17 protein-coding genes are annotated in these 18,784 nt (G+C 63.3%); 12 read left to right on the plus strand and 5 right to left on the minus strand.

Going from position 1 to position 18,784, the window contains the following annotated elements; genetic code table 11:
• Positions 1–220 precede the first annotated feature (220 nt).
• The 10 genes from rimP to LB528_RS24755 all read left to right on the plus strand — a co-directional run bounded on the left by rimP (position 221) and on the right by LB528_RS24755 (position 12,574).
• Positions 221–853, plus strand: a complete 633-nt coding sequence (gene rimP / locus LB528_RS24710) for a ribosome maturation factor RimP (RefSeq protein WP_224716653.1) — start codon at positions 221–223, stop codon at positions 851–853.
• A gap of 46 nt (positions 854–899) precedes the next feature.
• Positions 900–2,495: a transcription termination factor NusA gene (nusA, locus tag LB528_RS24715; RefSeq protein WP_224514085.1), complete on the plus strand. Its 1,596-nt coding sequence runs from the start codon at positions 900–902 to the stop codon at positions 2,493–2,495.
• A gap of 32 nt (positions 2,496–2,527) precedes the next feature.
• The gene (locus LB528_RS24720) at positions 2,528–3,178 is read left to right on the plus strand and encodes an RNA-binding protein (protein WP_224514300.1); all 651 of its coding nucleotides are present in this window, start codon (positions 2,528–2,530) and stop codon (positions 3,176–3,178) included.
• The gene (gene infB, locus LB528_RS24725) at positions 3,175–5,754 is read left to right on the plus strand and encodes a translation initiation factor IF-2 (RefSeq protein ID WP_224514083.1); all 2,580 of its coding nucleotides are present in this window, start codon (positions 3,175–3,177) and stop codon (positions 5,752–5,754) included. Before LB528_RS24720 ends, infB begins: the two co-directional genes overlap by 4 nt.
• Positions 5,755–5,877: 123 nt before the next feature.
• A complete protein-coding gene (gene rbfA, locus LB528_RS24730; protein WP_224514081.1) occupies positions 5,878–6,294 on the plus strand; it encodes a 30S ribosome-binding factor RbfA in 417 nt (138 codons plus the stop codon).
• Positions 6,294–7,253 (plus strand): tRNA pseudouridine(55) synthase TruB, encoded by a 960-nt coding sequence (gene truB / locus LB528_RS24735; RefSeq protein ID WP_224514079.1) that lies wholly within the window; start codon positions 6,294–6,296, stop codon positions 7,251–7,253. Before rbfA ends, truB begins: the two co-directional genes overlap by 1 nt.
• Positions 7,254–7,299: 46 nt before the next feature.
• Positions 7,300–8,394, plus strand: coding sequence for a magnesium/cobalt transporter CorA (corA, locus tag LB528_RS24740; protein WP_224716654.1), 1,095 nt, complete (start codon positions 7,300–7,302; stop codon positions 8,392–8,394).
• Between the two features lie 292 nt (positions 8,395–8,686).
• Complete coding sequence (gene rpsO, locus LB528_RS24745) at positions 8,687–8,956, plus strand: 30S ribosomal protein S15 (RefSeq protein WP_027165894.1); 270 nt, start codon at positions 8,687–8,689, stop codon at positions 8,954–8,956.
• 365 nt (positions 8,957–9,321) lie between these two features.
• A complete protein-coding gene (gene pnp, locus LB528_RS24750) occupies positions 9,322–11,472 on the plus strand; it encodes a polyribonucleotide nucleotidyltransferase (RefSeq protein WP_224716655.1) in 2,151 nt (716 codons plus the stop codon).
• A 91-nt stretch (positions 11,473–11,563) separates the two neighbouring features.
• Positions 11,564–12,574 carry a class I SAM-dependent methyltransferase gene (locus LB528_RS24755; protein WP_224716656.1) on the plus strand — a complete coding sequence of 337 codons (1,011 nt, stop codon included), beginning with the start codon at positions 11,564–11,566 and terminating at the stop codon, positions 12,572–12,574.
• A 54-nt stretch (positions 12,575–12,628) separates the two neighbouring features.
• Here LB528_RS24755 and LB528_RS24760 read toward each other — a convergent pair whose 3' ends face one another.
• The 4 genes from LB528_RS24760 to fabA form a co-directional block, all read right to left on the minus strand.
• Entirely contained in the window at positions 12,629–14,182 is a 1,554-nt protein-coding gene (locus tag LB528_RS24760; protein ID WP_224716657.1) for a putative bifunctional diguanylate cyclase/phosphodiesterase, read from the minus strand.
• 102 nt (positions 14,183–14,284) lie between these two features.
• On the minus strand, positions 14,285–15,097 hold the full coding sequence (gene fabI, locus LB528_RS24765; RefSeq protein WP_224716658.1) for an enoyl-ACP reductase FabI: 813 nt from the start codon (positions 15,095–15,097) through the stop codon (positions 14,285–14,287).
• Between the two features lie 29 nt (positions 15,098–15,126).
• Positions 15,127–16,347: a beta-ketoacyl-ACP synthase I gene (fabB, locus tag LB528_RS24770; protein ID WP_224716659.1), complete on the minus strand. Its 1,221-nt coding sequence runs from the start codon at positions 16,345–16,347 to the stop codon at positions 15,127–15,129.
• A gap of 115 nt (positions 16,348–16,462) precedes the next feature.
• Positions 16,463–16,978: a 3-hydroxyacyl-[acyl-carrier-protein] dehydratase FabA gene (gene fabA, locus LB528_RS24775; protein ID WP_224514067.1), complete on the minus strand. Its 516-nt coding sequence runs from the start codon at positions 16,976–16,978 to the stop codon at positions 16,463–16,465.
• A 248-nt stretch (positions 16,979–17,226) separates the two neighbouring features.
• Here fabA and irrA point away from each other — a divergent pair, with 248 nt between their 5' ends.
• Both irrA and LB528_RS24785 read left to right on the plus strand, forming a co-directional pair.
• Positions 17,227–17,658 carry an iron response transcriptional regulator IrrA gene (irrA, locus tag LB528_RS24780; protein ID WP_217575399.1) on the plus strand — a complete coding sequence of 144 codons (432 nt, stop codon included), beginning with the start codon at positions 17,227–17,229 and terminating at the stop codon, positions 17,656–17,658.
• 10 nt (positions 17,659–17,668) lie between these two features.
• Positions 17,669–18,061 carry a DUF4260 domain-containing protein gene (locus LB528_RS24785; RefSeq protein ID WP_224716681.1) on the plus strand — a complete coding sequence of 131 codons (393 nt, stop codon included), beginning with the start codon at positions 17,669–17,671 and terminating at the stop codon, positions 18,059–18,061.
• Here LB528_RS24785 and LB528_RS24790 read toward each other — a convergent pair.
• Positions 18,051–18,608 (minus strand): SH3 domain-containing protein, encoded by a 558-nt coding sequence (locus LB528_RS24790; protein ID WP_224716660.1) that lies wholly within the window; start codon positions 18,606–18,608, stop codon positions 18,051–18,053. The genes LB528_RS24785 and LB528_RS24790 overlap by 11 nt on opposite strands.
• Between the last annotated feature and the right edge of the window lie 176 nt (positions 18,609–18,784).

Here is an 18,784-nt window from a genome sequence, read left to right on the forward strand (position 1 = left end):
CCAGCCTCCATTCGCTGGCGATAAAACCGGACAACTCATGTGCTACCTAACCCGGACAACTCATGCGCTTACGACACGCTTGTGCCTGAAGGCTTGAAACGCCGGCGGCAATCGTCTATATCAGTCTCAAATTCTTGGTCGGTATGACGAAGAGTGGGTCCACCCGGTCCCGCTCTTTTTTATTACCCGCCGGCCGGAAGCCAAAAACGACAGGGATCTGATGACTGCAGCGGCAAGCGAGGCCGACGACCGTATCATCCGCGAAAGCGGCATCGATGCACGCATCGCGCTGATCGTGCAGCCGGTGCTCAAGGCCATCGGCTTCCGTCTCGTGCGGGTGCAGTTGACCGGCCAGAACGGGCTGACGCTGCAGATCATGGCCGAACGTGAAGACGGCACCATGACTGTCGAGGATTGCGAGGAGGTCAGCCGCGCCGTGTCGCCGGCGCTCGATGTCGATGATCCGATCGAAAAGGCGTATCATCTCGAAGTGTCTTCGCCCGGTATCGACCGGCCGCTGGTGCGCAAATCGGATTTCACCGCCTGGACCGGCCATCTGGTCAAGCTGGAAACATCGGTTCTCATCGGCGACCGCAAGCGTTTCAAGGGCAAGATCGCCGAGGCTGACGCCGACGGCATTTTGGTCGAGCGCGACAAGGCGGCCTATGGCGAGGAGCCGACGGTGCGCGTGCCCTATGACGCGATCGCGGAGGCCCGGCTCGTGCTGACCGACGATCTCATCCGCGATGCCCTGTCGAAGGACAACCGGGCGCGCAAGGAAGCCAGGAAACGCCGCGGCGAAGCGGAAGACGCCGGCGCGGACGAAGAAAACGAAACCGAACAGGAAAGTTGATTGAGTAGCCGGGTCGTATGCCCGGCGCGAAATCGGGAGAAAGACAATGGTTGTAAGCGCCAACAGGCTTGAACTGCTGCAGATCGCCGACGCGGTCGCGCGTGAAAAGTCGATTGACAAGCAGATCGTCATCGCCGCCATGGCCGACGCGATCCAGAAGGCGGCGCGCTCCCGCTATGGCCAGGAGACCAACATCCGCGCCGACATCAACCCGAACACCGGCGAGATGAAGCTGCAGCGGCTGATGGAAGTGGTCGAGAAGGTCGAGGACTACGCGACGCAGATCGCGCTTTCCACGGCCCGCGAGCGCAATCCCGACGCCCAGCTCGGCGACTTCATCGCCGAGCAGCTGCCGCCCATGGATTTCGGCCGCATCGCCGCCCAGTCGGCCAAGCAGGTCATCGTGCAGAAGGTGCGCGAGGCCGAGCGCGACCGCCAATATGACGAATACAAGGATCGCATCGGCGAGATCGTCAACGGCACCGTCAAGCGCGTCGAATACGGCAACGTCATCGTCGATCTCGGCCGCGGCGAGGCGATCATCCGCCGCGACGAGCTGATCCCGCGCGAGAACTACAAATATGGCGACCGCGTGCGGGCCTATGTCTATGACGTTCGCCGCGAGCAGCGCGGCCCGCAGATCTTCCTGTCGCGCACCCATCCGCAATTCATGGCCAAGCTCTTCACCATGGAAGTGCCGGAAATTTACGACGGCATCATCGAGATCAAGTCGGTCGCCCGCGATCCGGGCTCGCGCGCCAAGATCGCCGTCATCTCGCGCGATTCCTCGATCGATCCGGTCGGCGCCTGCGTCGGCATGCGCGGCAGCCGCGTCCAGGCGGTGGTCGGCGAGTTGCAGGGCGAGAAGATCGACATCATTCCGTGGTCGCCTTCGGCCGCTTCCTTCATCGTCAACGCGCTGCAGCCGGCCGAGGTCGCCAAGGTGGTGCTCGACGAGGATGCCGAGCGCATCGAGGTGGTGGTGCCCGACGACCAGCTGTCGCTGGCCATCGGCCGCCGCGGCCAGAACGTGCGCCTGGCCTCGCAGCTCACCGGTTGGGATATCGACATCCTGACCGAGCAGGAAGAGAGCGAGCGCCGCCAGAAGGAATTCGTCGAGCGTTCGGCGCTCTTCATGGAAGCTCTCGATGTCGACGAGATGGTCGGCCAGGTGCTCGCCTCCGAAGGCTTCACCAGCGTCGAGGAAGTCGCCTATGTCGATCCGGGCGAAATCTCCTCGATCGACGGCTTCGACGAGGACACCGCTTCGGAAATCCAGGCCCGCGCCCGCGAATATCTGGAAAAGATCGAGGCCGAGCATGACGAAAAGCGCAAGGCGCTGGGCGTCAAGGACGAGCTGCGCGAGATCCCCGGCGTCACCACCGCCATGATGGTCACGCTCGGCGAGGACGGCGTGAAGACCATCGAGGACTTCGCCGGCTATGCCGCCGACGACCTGATCGGCTGGAAAGAGCGCAAGGACGGCGAGACCAAGGTCTATCCGGGCGTGCTCGCCAGCCACGGCGTCTCGCGCGCCGAGGCCGAGCAGATGGTGCTTGCCGCCCGCAAGCAGGCCGGATGGATCACCGAGGAAGAGCTCGCCGCCGAAGAGACAGCGGCCGACGAAACCGTCGGTGCGTGAGGTGACCACCAATCGCAAAGCTCGTGGACGAGATGAACGATCGCACTTGCATCGTTACGCGCAGGCAGGCCGAAGCGGATGAACTGATCCGCTTCGTCGTCGGCCCGGATTCGGCCGTCGTTCCGGACATCAAGAGAAATCTGCCCGGCCGCGGTTGCTGGGTCACCGCCGATCGCCTACATATCGAGAAGGCAGCGGCGAAGAACCTGTTTGCCCGTGCTTTCAAGGCACAGGTGACCGTTCCGGCCGATATCGGCGCCATGGTCGACGGGCTGCTCTCCAGATCCGCTCTGGGCATGCTCGGCCTTGCTCGCAAGGCGGGCGCTGTCGTTCTTGGCGCCGCCAAGGTCGAGGGCGCGGTGCGCGACGGCCAGGCACTGCTTGTGCTGCATGCGACCGAGGCTTCGGACGATGGCGTCCGCAAGATCAGTCAGGCGCGGCGGGCAACCGTCCATCTCGGCGGTCCCGCTATCCTCGCCTACAAACTTTTCCCCGAGGCCGAGTTGAGCTTGGCATTGGGGGGTACAAATGTGATACATGCTGCCGTCCTCGCGCAGGACGCGGGACTGGCGGTTGAGAAGCGCGTTGTTGCGCTCGACCGATATCGGGGCGGTACCCCGAACGATCTGGCAATGCTTGCGGCCGTTGCTGACGAAGATGATGCCGCAGAGGATATGGAATGAGCGATACGAAATCGGGCGACGACAAGACGTTGAGCGTTACGCCGAAGAAGACCTTGACGCTGAAGCGCCCCGGCCTCGAGCAGGGCACCGTGCGCCAGAATTTCTCGCATGGCCGCACCAAGTCGGTCGTCGTGGAGACCAAGAAGCGCAAGTTCTCGCTGCCCGGCGACAAGCCGGAGCCGGTGGCGCCGTCCGTCTTCACGCCTAAGCCCGCCGCTGCTCCTGTCGCAGCAGCGCCTGCCGTGCAGGAAGCGCCCAAGGCGCCGACTCCGCCGCCGGAGCGTTCCGGCATGGTTCTGAACGAACTCTCGCGCGGCGAGATGGAAGCGCGCCGCAAGGCGCTGGAAGGCTCCAAGGCCCGCGAGGCCGAGGATCGCCTGCGCGCTCAGGAAGATGCCAAGCGCCGCGCCGAGGAAGAGGAACGCCGCAAGCGCGAGCGTGACGAATCCGCGCGCCGTCAGGCCGAGGAAGAAGCGCGCCTGCAGGCCGAGGCCGAATCCCGCCGTCGTGCCGAAGAGGAGGCTCGCCGGCGCGCGCCGCAGGCCGCCGACGTCGCCACGGCCGATGACGAGGAAGAGGCGAAGCCCAGGCGCACCGGTACCGGTGGCGCAGCCAGCGCACCGCCGCGCCGTCTTGCAACGCCGGAAGTGGCTCGCCCGGCCAAGCCGACCAAGGGAGAGGAAGATCGCCGCCGCGGCAAGCTGACGCTGAACTCGGCGCTGTCGGATGACGACGCGCGCGCCCGCTCGCTGTCGTCGATGCGTCGCCGCCAGGAAAAATTCAAACGCGCGCTTCATAATGAGCCGCGCGAGAAAGTCATGCGCGAAGTGATCCTGCCCGAAACCATCACCATCCAGGAACTGGCGCAGCGCATGTCCGAGCGCGCCGTGGACGTGGTCAAGTACTTCATGAAGCAGGGCCAGATCCTGAAGCCGGGCGATGTCATCGACGCCGACACGGCCGAGCTGGTGGCTTCCGAATTCGGCCACACCGTCCGCCGCGTCGCCGAGTCTGACATCGAGGAAGGCCTGTTTAACATCGCCGACCGCCCGGAAGACCTTGTGTCGCGTCCTCCGGTCGTGACCATTATGGGCCATGTCGACCACGGCAAGACCTCGCTGCTCGACGCCATCCGCAACGCCAATGTCGTCTCCGGCGAGGCCGGCGGCATCACCCAGCACATCGGTGCCTACCAGATCGAGAAGAACGGTCAGAAGATCACCTTCATCGACACGCCCGGCCACGCCGCCTTCACGGCCATGCGCGCCCGCGGCGCCCAGGTCACTGACATCGCGGTGCTGGTGGTGGCGGCCGACGACAGCGTGATGCCGCAGACGATCGAATCGATCAACCATGCCAAGGCGGCCGGCGTGCCGATCATCGTGGCGATCAACAAGATCGACAAGCGCGACGCCGACCCGCAGAAGGTGCGGACCGAGCTGCTGCGCCACGAAGTGTTCGTGGAATCGATGGGCGGCGAGGTGCTGGACGTCGAGGTTTCGGCGACCAAGGGCATCAATCTCGACAAGCTCTTGGAAGCTATCCTGCTGCAGGCCGAAGTCCTCGACCTCAAGGCCAACCCGGACCGCACCGCCGAAGGCGCGGTCATCGAGGCGCAGCTGGACAAGGGCCGTGGCCCGGTCGCCACCGTGCTGGTGCAGACCGGCACGCTGATGCCTGGCGACATCATCGTCGCCGGCAATGAGTGGGGCCGTGTGCGTGCGCTCGTCAACGATCGCGGCGAACATGTGCCGGAAGCGCCGCCGGCAATGCCGGTCGAGGTGCTCGGACTCCAGGGCACGCCCCAGGCAGGCGACCGCTTCGCCGTCGTCAACAACGAGGCGCGCGCCCGTGAGATCACCGAGTACCGTCAGCGCCTGGCGCGCGACAAGGCGGTGGCCAGACATGCCGGCCAGCGCGGCTCGCTTGAGCAGATGATGTCGCAGCTGCAGACGAGCGGGCTGAAGGAATTCCCGCTGGTCATCAAGGGCGACGTGCAGGGCTCCATAGAGGCGATCAATGCCGCTCTCGAAAAGCTCGGCAACGACGAGGTCAGGGTGCGGATCGTCCATTCGGGCGCCGGCGGCATCACCGAAAGCGACGTCTCGCTGGCCGAGACGTCCGGTGCCGCGATCATCGGCTTCAACGTGCGCGCCAACGCGCAGGCGCGCACCGCGGCGGCTGCCGCGGGCATCGAGATCCGCTACTACTCGATCATCTACAATCTCGTCGACGACGTGAAGGCGGCCCTTTCCGGCATGCTTTCGCCGGAGCGGCGCGAGACCTTCATCGGCAATGCCGAGATCCTTGAGATCTTCGACATCTCGAAGATCGGCAAGATCGCCGGCTGCCGCGTCACCGAAGGCAAGGTCGAGCGTGGCGCGGGCGTGCGCCTGATCCGCGACAACGTCGTCGTCCACGAAGGCACGCTGAAGACGCTCAAGCGCTTCAAGGACGAGGTTTCGGAAGTGCCGGGCGGCCAGGAATGTGGCATGGCCTTCCAGAACTACGAGGACATGCGCGTCGGTGACATCATCGAGTGCTTCCGCGTCGAGATGGTGAGCAGGACGCTCTAAATTCGGGTATACTTGCCGAAATGAAAAACGGGCGGCGGCCGCAAGGCTGCCGCCCAAGGCCGCTCATGCATTTGAGACATGCGGCGTGGTCCCATCCCGCGCACGATTCAGGACCCAGGAAAAATGCCCCGTTCGACACCGTCAGGCCCCTCCCAGCGCATGCTGCGCGTCGGCGAGCAGGTGCGCCATGCCCTTTCCGAGACCTTGCAGCGCGGCGAGATCATCGATCCGGTGATCGAGAACAGCGTCGTCTCGGTCTCCGAGGTACGCATGTCGCCCGATCTCAAGATCGCCACCGCCTTCGTCTCGCCGCTTGGCGCGGCCGATACGGGCGCAGTGGTCGAGGCGCTCAACAAGCACGCGAAATTCATCCGCGGCCGCGCCTCCGGCGCGCTCAGGCAGATGAAGTACATGCCGGAGTTCCGCTTCCGGCTCGACACGTCCTTCGACAATTTCGCGAAGATAAACGAACTGCTGAAATCGCCCGAAGTCGCGCGCGATCTCGACGATGGCAAGAACAACGACAAGGACGAGGAATAGTGGCGCGTCGCGGCAAGAAGAAGGGGCGGCCGGTCTCCGGCTGGGTGGTGCTGGACAAGCCGGTCGGCATGGGCTCGACCGAGGCCGTCTCTAAGATCAAATGGCTGTTCCAGGCCGAGAAGGCCGGCCATGCCGGCACGCTCGATCCGCTCGCCTCCGGCATGCTGCCGATCGCGCTCGGCGAGGCGACCAAGACCGTTCCTTATGTGCAGGACGGCGCCAAGATCTACCGCTTCACCGTTGCCTGGGGCGAGGAGCGTTCGACCGACGACCTCGAAGGCCCGGTGACCAAAAGCTCCGATCGTCGCCCGTCCGAGGCTGAAGTGAGGGCGCTGCTGCCGAACTACACCGGCGTCATCATGCAGACGCCGCCACAATTCTCCGCCATCAAAATTGCCGGCGAGCGGGCCTACGATCTTGCCCGCGACGGCGAGACGGTCGAGATCCCGGCGCGCGAGATCGAGATCGGCCGCCTCGACATCGTCGAGCATGGCGCCGACAAAACCGTCTTCGAGGTCGAATGCGGCAAAGGCACCTATGTACGCTCGCTGGCCCGCGACATGGGTCGCGACCTGGGCTGCTTCGGCCACATCGCCGAACTGCGCCGCGTCGAGGTCGAGCCATTCACGCCGGAGGATTTCGTCACGGTTGCCGAGCTGGAATCAGCCCGCTTTGGCGACAAGACGGAAGCGGCCCCGGACGAAGCCGAGGCACCGATCGATTTCAGCGCCATCGACGCGCTGCTGGTCGAAACGGCGGTAGCGCTCGACTGCCTGCCACAGGTCGCCGTCAGCGACGACGCGGCAATGAAGATCCGCCTCGGCAATCCCGTCATCATTCGCGGCCGCGATGCGCCGGTCGAGGCCGAGGAGGCTTGCGCCACAGCGCGCGGCAAGCTCGTGGCCATCGGCGCCATCGAGCAGGGTATGTTCAAGCCCAAGCGGGTCTTTGCCGGGTGAATCCGGTCGTCTAAGCTCCGCTGAGTGCCGATACTTCAGGGATCTCATGGCCAAGGCTGACACTGGCAAGAAGCGGGCGCCGCTGAAAACCCGTCGACCACCTGTCGGCGCGTCGCCCGGCACGCTTATCGCCGATCCGGCGGCGCGGCGAAGCGAGCTTCGACTGACGCTGATCTCGCCGCAGAAATACGAAACCATCGATAATGCCTCGATCGACGATCTCAACACCCATTGCCAGAAATGGCCCGTCGTGTGGCTGGATTGCACGGGGCTCGCCAACATCCCGCTCATTGAGGAGATCGGCCGCATCTTCAACCTGCACCCGCTGGCGCTGGAGGATGTCGTCAACACCGGACAGCGGCCCAAGGTGGATTTCTACGAGAATCATGCCTTCGTCGTCATGCGCATGATCGACGACGTCACCTCGCATAGATACGAGCAGATCGCGCTGTTCTTCGGCGGCAATTTCGTCGTCACCTTCCAGGAACGCGAGGGCGATCCGTTCGATCCGGTACGCAAGCGCATTGCCGGCGCGATGCCCAACCGTCTGCGTTCGCGCGGCGCCGACTATCTCGCCTATGCGCTGATCGATGCCATCGTCGACAGCTATTTCCCGCCCATCGAGGCGGCGAGCGAAACGGTCGACGGCATCGAGGACGAGATGCTGAACAAGCCGCACAAGCATCAGATGCGGCAGCTGCATGAACTGAGGCGCGACGCCAATGTGCTGAAAGGCGTTCTGTGGCCGATGCGGGACGCGCTAGCGACCCTGATCCGCAACGACGTGTCCTTCGTGAAGGCCGAGACCAAGATCTTCTTCAACGACACGCTCGATCATTCGCTGCGCCTGATCGAGCTGGTCGAGAACCAGCGCGACATGCTCACCGGCCTGATCGAGATGCATGTCTCGCTGACCCAGGCCCGCACCAACGACGTCATTTCCTACCTGACCATCGTCTCGGTGATCTTCATGCCGCTGACTTTCCTGGTCGGCGTCTGGGGTATGAATTTCGATCCGCAAAGCTCGCCCTGGAATATGCCCGAGCTGAAAGCCTATTACGGCTATCCCGCCTCGCTCATGTTCATGGCGATCGTTGCGGTCGGTCTGATTGCGTTCTTCAAATGGAAGAAGTGGCTCTAAAGCGCGTCCCGAGACGGATTCAGGCGACGCGCTTTAGGTCTTTGTTTTGATGCATGTCGTTTCTCCAGAGCCGCTGCACACTTCTGGGCGGCATGCATTAGCCTTTGAATTCGCCTGTTTTCGCGACCGGAACCTGCGACAAGCCGGCTTGACAATTGGGCTGGTGTTTTTTCCGGAATTGCACTATATGCGCCGCAGCTTCGCGCCCTGACGCGTCGCTTGCACTGGCCTCTGCTGGACGACATCCCGGCTGTGGGCGTCCCGTTTCCTCCAACAGATAAGGAAAAGCACGATGTCGATCACTGCCGATCGCAAGAAGGAATTGATGACTGAATTCGCAACCGCCAAGGGCGACACCGGATCTCCGGAAGTCCAGGTTGCCATCCTTTCCGAGCGCATCAAGAACCTGACCGAGCACTTCAAGGATCACAAGAAGGATAACCATTCCCGCCGTGGTCTGCTTGCTCTGGTCTCCCAGCGCCGCAGCCTGCTTGACTACCTCAAGCGCAAGGATGACGCGCGCTATCAGACGCTGATCGACAAGCTCGGTCTGCGTCGCTGACGAATTGACCGGCGGGCTTTCCTCGGAGGGCCCGCCGGTCGCGCATTAGCGCATCGGATGATCCGGTGCGATAATGCCTGGGCGCGATGCGCTCTCGAAAATCGAATTCGCGCAGGGCGCGTTCCGGAAACAGCGGTTTCCGGCGTCATGCGCAAAGCCGGCCGATCAATCGGCCAAACCCGGTTCCGAACGCGCAGAGGGCCATTCGGAATCGCCCATGGACGGTCATGGGGCAGGATTGCAGGCTGCTCGCTATTTGATCGAGCACCCCGTTGTCTTGCCCGTGGCTGCCCGAAGGAAGCCAGGAAAGGGAGAACCCGTAGCCGTTAGGACGGCGCGGCCCTTCCGCATATGAAGGACAAGACATGTTCAATCATCACAAAGTAGAAATCGAATGGGGCGGCCGTCCGCTCATCCTGGAAACGGGCAAGATCGCGCGCCAGGCTGATGGCGCGGTGCTCGCCACTTATGGCGAGACCGTCGTTTTGGCCACCGTCGTTTCGATGAAGGAACCGAAGCCCGGCCTCGATTTCTTCCCGCTTACCGTCAACTACCAGGAAAAGACCTATGCCGCCGGCAAGATCCCGGGCGGCTACTTCAAGCGCGAGGGCCGGCCGAGCGAGAAGGAAACGCTGGTTTCCCGCCTGATCGATCGTCCGATCCGCCCGCTTTTCGCCGACGGCTACAAGAACGACACCCAGATCGTCGTCACCGTCGTCCAGCATGACCTCGAGAACGATCCGGACATCCTGTCGATCGTCGCCACCTCCGCCGCGCTGACGCTTTCGGGCGTACCCTTCATGGGCCCGATCGGCGGCGCCCGCGTCGGCTACATCAACGGCGAATATGTGCTCAACCCGCATATCGACGAGATGCAGGAATCCAAGCTCGACCTCGTCGTTGCCGGCACCGGCGACGCCGTGCTGATGGTCGAATCCGAGGCCAAGGAACTCTCCGAAGATCTGATGCTTGGCGCCGTCATGTTCGGCCACAAGAGCTTCCAGCCGGTGATCGAGGCGATCATCAAGCTGGCAGAGGTCGCCGCCAAGGAGCCGCGCGACTTCACCGCGCCGGATTATTCCGCGCTCGAAGCCGAAATGCTGAAGGTCGTCGGCGACGAGCTTCGCGAGGCCTACAAGATCACCGACAAGCAGTCTCGCTATGCCGCGGTCGACGCCGTCAAGGCGAAGGTCAAGGCCGCGTTCGCTCCGGCCGAGGGCGAGGAAGCCAAGTACACTTCCGAGCAGATCGGCAGCGTCTTCAAGGAGCTCCAGGCCAAAGTCGTGCGCTGGAACATCCTCGACACCGGCTCGCGCATCGACGGCCGCGATCTCAAGACCGTGCGCAAGATCGTCTCCGAGGTCGGCGTTCTGCCGCGCACCCATGGTTCGGCGCTGTTCACCCGCGGCGAGACCCAGGCGCTGGTCGTCGCCACGCTGGGCACCGGCGAGGACGAGCAGTATGTCGATTCGCTGACCGGCATGTACAAGGAGAAATTCCTTCTCCACTACAACTTCCCGCCCTACTCGGTCGGCGAAACCGGCCGCATGGGTTCGCCGGGCCGTCGCGAGATCGGCCATGGCAAGCTCGCCTGGCGCGCCATCCGCCCGATGCTGCCCAGCGCCGACCAGTTCCCCTACACGCTGCGTGTCGTCTCCGAGATCACCGAGTCTAACGGTTCGTCGTCAATGGCGACCGTCTGCGGCACCTCGCTGGCTCTGATGGATGCCGGCGTGCCGCTGGCCAAGCCGGTTGCCGGCATCGCCATGGGCTTGATCAAGGAAGGCGAGCGTTTCGCGGTGCTCTCCGACATCCTGGGCGACGAGGACCATCTCGGTGATATGGACTTCAAGGTCGCCGGGACCGCCAACGGTGTCACCTCGCTGCAGATGGACATCAAGATCGAGGGCATCACCCAGGAAATCATGGGCATCGCGCTTGCCCAGGCCAAGGACGGCCGCTTGCATATCCTGGGCGAGATGGCGCATGCGATCTCCGGCGCCCGCGCCGAGCTCGGCGAATTCGCGCCGCGCATCGAGGTCATGCATATTCCGACCGATAAGATCCGCGACGTCATCGGCTCCGGCGGCAAGGTGATCCGCGAGATCGTCGAGAAGACCGGCGCCAAGATCAACATCGAGGACGACGGCACGGTCAAAATCGCTTCGGCGAACGCCAAGGAGATCGAGGCGGCGAAGAAGTGGATCCACACCATCGTCGCCGAGCCGGAAGTCGGCGAGATCTACGAAGGCACCGTCGTCAAGACGGCCGACTTCGGCGCGTTCGTCAACTTCTTCGGCCCGCGCGACGGTCTCGTCCACATCTCGCAACTCGCCAATGAGCGGGTCGCCAAGACCTCCGACGTCGTCAAGGAAGGCGACAAGGTTTGGGTCAAGCTGATGGGCTTCGACGAGCGCGGCAAGGTGCGCCTGTCGATGAAGGTCGTCGACCAGGCGACCGGCAAGGAAATCGCCCAGGACAAGAAGAAGTCGGACGGCGAGGAAGACGCCGCCTGATCGGTTTGACCGGATAATTTACGACGGGCGCGCCGCGAGGTCGCGCCCGTTTTGTTTCAGGGCACTGCAAAGAGTTCTACGGAGCAGGTGAATGGCCGCCGAGCCGCTGAAGACGCTGTTCTACCCGTTCGAGGCCGAGGCGCTGCCTCTGCCCAGGAAGGATGCCCGCGTCCTTTTTCTCGGCGCGGAGGCCGGCTTCCGTTTGCCCGCCGGCTTCGAGGCGGCGCTGCATCTCGTGCAAGGCTTTCGGCCACATTTTCGCGCCTTGCAGGCGTCCGGCTACACTGTCACGCCGCGCGCGGAAGGTTCCGGCTTCGACATGGCACTGGTGCTTGCGGGCCGCTATCGCGGCCAGAATGAGCGGCGTATCGCCGAGGCCATCGAGCGCGTCCTGCCGGGTGGATTGGTCATCATGGCCGGTGGCAAGGACGACGGCGTCGACAGCTTGCGCAAGCGGATCGACGCGCTGGCGCCGCTCGACGGTCATCTGCCCAAGCATCACGGCGTTGCTTTCTGGTTGCGGCGGACCGGCACGGAGGCGGCCGCGACACTGCGCGCCGGCAACCCCGATCTTGTCGTCCAAGGCGGCTTCAAGACCCAGCCTGGCATGTTTTCCTTCGATCGGGTCGATGCCGGTTCGAAACTGCTGGCCGCGAACTTGCCTCACGATCTCAAGGGCAATGTCGCTGATTTCTGCGCCGGCTGGGGTTACCTGGCGGCCGAGGTCCTGCAGCGTTCGCATGGCCTCACCGCGCTCGATCTCTATGAAGCGGATTTCGAGGCCCTGGAAGCAGCCAGGCTGAACGTCCACGGGGGGGTCATCGAGCCGCGCTTCTTCTGGATAGATCTGCTCACCGAGGCGGTCGAACGGCGCTACGATGCCATCGTCATGAATCCGCCTTTCCATAGCGGCCGTGCTGCAGAACCTGGAATCGGCGCCGGCATGATCCGCGCCGCGTCGAAGGCCCTGAAACCGGGCGGCCGCCTGTTCATGGTCGCCAATCGCCAGCTTCCTTATGAACAGGTGCTCTCGGCGGCCTTCGCCAGCCATGCCGAGATTGCCCGCGAGGGCATGTTCAAGGTGTTTTCGGCGCGGCGCTGAAGTAATTCCAGTGAAGCGGTTTCCGTCCGGATTGCGCCAGGAAAGCGAGGCGCTTTACTGCACGCTGACGATGCGGGCCGGTTCGCGCGTGTCGAAGGCGGGCCGCGCTTCGCCGAGCTCGACCTTAAGCGGCGCCGGCCGGCCGAACAGATAGCCCTGTACCACCTCACAGCCGGCCGCCTGAAGCAGCGTGGCCTGGTTCTCGGTCTCTACGCCCTCGGCGATAATGCTGACGCCCAGCGCTCGCGACAGGCCGACAATGGTCGAAACGATCGCGCCGGAGCTGGAGTCGGTGTCGATGCGGCTGACGAAGGAACGGTCGATCTTCAGCTTGCCGAAGGAGAAATCGATCAGGTAGCTCAAATTGGAATAGCCTGTGCCGAAATCGTCGACGGCCACAGAGATACCCATCTCGGCAAGCTGTTCCAGGATGGCTGCGGCGCGGTCGCGGTCCTGCATCATCGCCGTCTCGGTGACCTCAAGCTCAAGCCGCGAGGGCTTGATGCCGGTCGATTCCATCACCTCCCGCACGATGCCGACGAAATCCCTGGTCATAAACTGGACAGGCGAGATATTGACGGCGACGAAGCATTCCTCCGGCAGGTACCGGGCGTCGCTGCAGGCCTTGCGCAGCACCCACTCGCCGATCGGATTGATCATGCCGGTTTCCTCGGCGATCGGAATGAATTCCATCGGCGGGATCATGCCGCGCTCCGGGTGCTTCCAGCGGATCAGCGCCTCATAACCGACGATGCGGCCGCTCGGCAGGTCGAGCTGCGGCTGGTAGTGAAGACTGAAGTCGCCTCGGTCGAAAGCGGTCTTCAGCTCCGACTCGATCCATTGCCGATAGTCCGCAACGCGGCCCATGTCGGCGTTGAAGACAGACCAGTTGCCGATGCCGCTGGCGCGCGCGTTCTGCAGCGCCAGGTTCGAGCGGCGCAGGACCAGGACCGGGTCGACGCCGTCCTTTGGCATCGCCACGATGCCGACCGACAGGCTGACCGACTGCAGATGCGTCTGCAGCTGATAGGGCTCCATCATCTCGTTGATGAGCTTCTCGATCAGCCGCTCGATCGAGCCCCTGATCTGGCGGTCCGGCAAAAGCACCGCAAATTCGCCGGCGCCGATACGGCCGATCACCGCATCCTCCGGCATATTCTCCGTCAGCCTGCTGGTGAAGGCGCAGATCAGTTCGTCGCCCTGGCTGTAGCCGATGGCGTCGTTGATCTGCTTGAAGCGGTCGATATCGATGTCGATCAGGAATACCGGCTCGCCGGTTCGGATCGTCCCAGAGGCGGCCTCGGCTATCTTGCCGACCATGGCCTGGCGCGACAAAAGGCCGGTCAGCTTGTCGAAATGGGTTTCCTTGAAGACATAGGCCGACGATTCGTCGACCCCGGCAAAGAACGAGAGTGCTGCTCCGCCGGCGGCAAGTGCGCAGAGAGCGGCAATGACGCCCGCCATCGTTTCGGCCGGCATGCCGGCCATGCCGTCGCCGAAGCCGAACCGCAGCCCCCATAATCCAAGGATGAAACTGCCCATCCCCGAGCTGGCGATGGTGATCAGCCGGAACAGCGGAGTCCGTTTGGGATTGCTGACTGCGGGCATGCATGGTCCCCGGATTACTGGGCCTTATAGCGGACGTCTCCTTAAAATGAGTTTCCCCCGATGCATGCAATTTTACTGGAAGGCTACTTTCGCGGCCGCAAACTATTCGCGCATGCCGTCGTTCTGCTTCAATTCTTCCAGTGCCGGCATCGAAACGATGTGATAGCCGGAATCCACATAGTGAATCTCACCGGTGACGCCCGACGACAGGTCGGAGAGCAGGTAAAGCGCCGAGCCGCCGACTTCGTCGATGGTCACTGTGCGCCGCAGCGGCGAATTGCGCTGCTGGTAAGAGAACATGTGGCGGGCGTCGGACACGCCGGAGCCGGCCAGCGTCCGCACCGGCCCGGCCGAGATGGCGTTCACCCTGATGCCGCGCGGGCCGTAGTCGTTGGCGAGGTAGCGAACGCTGGCCTCCAACCCGGCCTTGGCGACGCCCATGACGTTATAGTTCGGCATCACTCTGACGGAGCCGGCATAGGTGAGCGTGATCATCGAGCCGCCATTGCCCATCAGCGCGGCGGCGTTGCGGGCGATCTCGGTGAAGGAGTAGCAGGAGATCACCATGGTGCGCACGAAATTGTCGCGGCTGGTGTCGGCGTAGAGGCCCTTCAGCTCGTTTTTGTCGGAAAAGCCGATGGCGTGCACCACGAAGTCCAGCCCGCCCCAGGCTCTACGGAGGGTCTCGAAAGTCGCGGTGACCGAGGCGCTGTCCTCGACGTCGCAGGGCACGATCAGCGAGGCTCCCACCTTCTCGGCCAGCGGCTTGACCCGCCGCCCGAAGGCGTCGCCCTGGTAGGTGAAGGCGAGCTCCGCCCCGTGTTCCGACAGCTTCCTGGCGATGCCCCAGGCAATCGAATGGTCGTTGGCGACACCCATGACAAGCCCGCGCTTGCCCTTCATTAACCCGTCCATAAAAGGCAATCCTTATAAAAACGCCGGCTCTATGCGGAATAGCGCTGGAAAATCAGCGTTGCGTTGGTGCCACCGAAGCCGAAGGAATTGGACAGGACGGTGTCGATCTTGGCGTTGTCGATACGCTTGCGCACGATCGGCATGCCTTCGAATTCCGGATCGAGTTCTTCGATATGGGCGCTCTCGCCGATGAAGCCACCCTGCATCATCAGGATCGAATAGATCGATTCCTGCACGCCGGCCGCGCCCAGCGAATGGCCGGTGAGCGACTTGGTCGAGGTGATGTAAGGCATCTTGTCGCCGAACACTTCGCGAATGGCGCCCATTTCCTTGGAATCGCCGACCGGCGTCGAGGTGCCGTGCGTGTTGATGTAGTCGACCGGCGATGGCACCGTGGCAAGCGCCTGCCGCATGCAGCGGATAGCCCCTTCGCCCGAAGGAGCGACCATGTCGTAACCGTCGGATGTCGCGCCATAACCGACGATCTCGGCATAGATCTTTGCGCCGCGCGCCTTGGCGTGTTCCAATTCCTCCAGCACCAGCACGCCGGCGCCTCCGGCGATGACGAAGCCGTCGCGGTTGACGTCATAGGCGCGCGAAGCGGCCGATGCATTGTCGTTGAACTTCGACGACATGGCGCCCATGGCGTCGAACAGGTCCGACATGGTCCAGTCGAGGTCCTCGTGGCCGCCGGCAAACATCACATCCTGCTTGCCCCATTGGATCAGCTCATAGGCATTGCCTATGCAATGCGCGGAGGTCGAGCAGGCCGACGAGATCGAGTAGTTGACGCCGTGGATCTTGAACCATGTCGCCAGGGTGGCCGACGCCGTCGACGACATGGCCTTCGGTACGGCGAACGGACCGATGCGCTTGGGGCTGTTGTTCTTGATCGTGGTTTCGGCCGCTTCGACGATGGTCCGGGTCGAAGGCCCGCCGGAGCCCATCACGATGCCGGTCCGCTCATTGGTGATGTCGCTTTCGCTTAAGCCGGCATCAGCGATCGCCTGGTCCATGGCGACGTGGTTCCAGGCCGCGCCCTGGCTCAGGAAACGCATGGCACGACGATCGATCATCGGGGCGGGATCGAGCGTCGGCGCGCCCCAGACCTGGCAGCGGAAGCCGTGTTCGGCGAAGGAATTGGAAAAACTGATGCCGGATTTGGCATCGTAAAGCGAGCTCTGCACCTCGTTGGCATTGTTGCCGATCGACGACACAATGCCGAGCCCTGTCACTACGACCCGTCTCATTCGCTACTCCTTCCGGCGTATTCGGGCGAAAAACCTAGCCGGTTTTCGCTTTTGATCATACGCAAATAAACTGGCGTGGCGTCCATTGGCTGCGCGACGCCATGGCGAAAAACGGTCAGGCGGCCGGCTGCTTGGACAGACCGACCTTCAGATCCGTAGCCGCGTATATGGGTTCGCCGTCCGCCTTGAGCCAGCCATCGGCGATGCCGAGGACCAGCCGGCCCCGCATCACGCGCTTGAAGTCGACGCCATATTCGACCTTCTTCACCGACGGCGTCACCATGCCCTTGAACTTCACCTCGCCGGTCGAAAGCGCCATGCCCTTGCCGGGCTCGCCTAGCCAGCCGAGATAGAAACCGGTCAACTGCCACATGGCGTCGAGGCCGAGACAGCCCGGCATGATCGGATTGCCGATGAAGTGGCAGGCGAAGAACCAAAGATCCGGCTTGATGTCGAATTCGGCGCGGATGAAGCCCTTGTCGAACGCGCCGCCAGTCTCGCTGATCTCGGTGATGCGGTCGAACATCAGCATCGGCGGGTAGGGCAACTGGGCATTGCCCGGGCCGAACAGCTCGCCGCGGGCGCAGGCAAGCAGTTCCTCGTAATCGTAGCTGGACTTTTGATCCGCCATCAAATTTCTGTCCCCGTGTTCTTTCGCGGGCGTCAGGGCGCCCTTCTCGTTGGTTTCCTAACACACTCTGTTTGCGGCCGGAAACCGGCGTTTGCGCTTAACCCGTGCGCCTGCCCGGGTCAATGCGCGCTATTGATCGCATTCGGACTACAGAATATATGTCGGCTGATGTCCGGTTTTGGCTTTTGACGTCTTTTTGCCATTCTGGACCTGTTGATGGGCTGGGCAGCAAGCTTCGACGCGAAGAGATGGATTCGGGCTACCGGAAGGAAAATGTCGCTGTGGACAAGCGGGTTCGCGAAGCCGGCCTGAGGCCGACGCGTCAGCGCATTGCGCTGGCCGACCTGCTTTTCGCCAAGGGCGACCGCCACCTTTCGGCCGAGGAACTGCACGAAGAGGCGATCGCCGCCGGCGTGCCGGTCTCGCTGGCGACAGTCTACAACGCGCTCCACCAGTTCACCCAGGCCGGCCTGCTGCGCATCCTCGCGGTCGAAGGCTCGAAAACCTATTTCGACACCAACACGTCCGATCACCACCACTTCTACATCGAAGGCGAGAATCGCATTTTCGATATTGAAAGCGGACCGGTGACTGTCTCCAACCTGCCGGCTCCTCCGGAAGGCATGGAGATCGCCAATGTCGACATCGTCGTGAGGCTTCGCCCGAAACGCGGCGATTGAGCCCGTGGCGATGCGGCCCGTCGATTTGATTGTCCGGTTTGAATGGGCCACCGTCGCTGCATTGGCTATCGTTTGCTATGCGATCTCCGGTTTTTCCTGGTGGCTGTTTGCGCTGCTCATCCTTGCGCCAGACCTGTCGATGCTGGGCTATCTCGCCGGGCCAAGCGTCGGCGCCGTCACCTACAACGCCTTGCATATCCTGATCGCCCCGCTCGTGCTTCTGCTTGCGGGCGCGTTGCTCGCCGGCCCGATCACGACCGCCGTGGCGCTCATCTGGATCGCGCACATCGCCATCGACCGTGCCCTCGGCTACGGCCTCAAGCTGCCCACCGGTTTTCAGGATACGCATCTCGGCCGCATCGGCCGCGACCGCAACAGCAAGGCTAGCGAACTCAGTTCTTGACCTTCTCGCCGGGATAAGCGCCCCACACCTGCGACTGCGCCATCCAGCCGGTGTGGCCGTCGAAGGTCATCTCGCACCATTGGCCGTCGCATTTCTTGATCGAGCCGATCACGCCCGGCTCGATGATGGCGATGACACCCGCATCCTTGTCGGGCTCGTCGAGCAGGTTGATTCGCCCGCCCTTGCCGCGCTGCCAGGGCGCGACGATCGCGGTACGGCGGCCGGAGAGCAGCGACTGGTTGATCCAGCCTTCCGCTCCGTCGGCATCGCGCACGCGGCGCCAGGTGTCGAATTCCTGGATTACCTCCATCGGCAGCCCGGCCTTCAGATACATCCAGTTGACGGAATAATTGGCGCCGGGGCCGACACGAGAATTGACGCGGGCCGGCTTCAGGCTGACGAAGCGCGGCAGCGGCAGGCCGCTCGGCCCAAGCGTTATGGTTTGGGCCGGCGCGGCCGCGCCTTGCGCCAAAGCCTGCGGCGCGAAAAGCAGGGCGCCGAGAATGGCTGCGCTGAAGGCCAGGCGAAGCGACGCGAAACCAGACACTTTCGTTCCTTTCGGCGCCGGTCCGTCGGGATGAGCGCCCCTTTTTCTTTGTCTTCGGCGGCACCGCTTGTTACAGGAGTGGGCTGATGCCGCGACTGGCTACAAGTTTCGCCGGTCTTGGTTAAAGAGGTCTCAACGAGATCGGTTTCGAGAGCATGATCCCGAAAAGTGGGAAC

The sequence above is a fragment of the Mesorhizobium sp. CA4 genome (assembly GCF_020165075.1).
In the GTDB taxonomy this organism is placed as follows: Bacteria; Pseudomonadota; Alphaproteobacteria; order Rhizobiales; family Rhizobiaceae; genus Mesorhizobium.

Coding starts and splice junctions, on each gene's coding strand:
- fabI (WP_224716658.1), bottom strand. CDS start 15,097: ATGGACGGGTTAATGAAGGGCAAGCGCGGGCTTGTCATGGGTGTCGCC.
- rimP (WP_224716653.1), top strand. CDS start 221: ATGACTGCAGCGGCAAGCGAGGCCGACGACCGTATCATCCGCGAAAGC.
- LB528_RS24785 (WP_224716681.1), top strand. CDS start 17,669: ATGCGGCCCGTCGATTTGATTGTCCGGTTTGAATGGGCCACCGTCGCT.
- nusA (WP_224514085.1), top strand. CDS start 900: ATGGTTGTAAGCGCCAACAGGCTTGAACTGCTGCAGATCGCCGACGCG.
- LB528_RS24720 (WP_224514300.1), top strand. CDS start 2,528: ATGAACGATCGCACTTGCATCGTTACGCGCAGGCAGGCCGAAGCGGAT.
- irrA (WP_217575399.1), top strand. CDS start 17,227: ATGGATTCGGGCTACCGGAAGGAAAATGTCGCTGTGGACAAGCGGGTT.
- infB (WP_224514083.1), top strand. CDS start 3,175: ATGAGCGATACGAAATCGGGCGACGACAAGACGTTGAGCGTTACGCCG.
- corA (WP_224716654.1), top strand. CDS start 7,300: ATGGCCAAGGCTGACACTGGCAAGAAGCGGGCGCCGCTGAAAACCCGT.
- rbfA (WP_224514081.1), top strand. CDS start 5,878: ATGCCCCGTTCGACACCGTCAGGCCCCTCCCAGCGCATGCTGCGCGTC.
- LB528_RS24755 (WP_224716656.1), top strand. CDS start 11,564: ATGGCCGCCGAGCCGCTGAAGACGCTGTTCTACCCGTTCGAGGCCGAG.
- fabB (WP_224716659.1), bottom strand. CDS start 16,347: ATGAGACGGGTCGTAGTGACAGGGCTCGGCATTGTGTCGTCGATCGGC.
- LB528_RS24760 (WP_224716657.1), bottom strand. CDS start 14,182: ATGCCCGCAGTCAGCAATCCCAAACGGACTCCGCTGTTCCGGCTGATC.
- rpsO (WP_027165894.1), top strand. CDS start 8,687: ATGTCGATCACTGCCGATCGCAAGAAGGAATTGATGACTGAATTCGCA.
- fabA (WP_224514067.1), bottom strand. CDS start 16,978: ATGGCGGATCAAAAGTCCAGCTACGATTACGAGGAACTGCTTGCCTGC.
- pnp (WP_224716655.1), top strand. CDS start 9,322: ATGTTCAATCATCACAAAGTAGAAATCGAATGGGGCGGCCGTCCGCTC.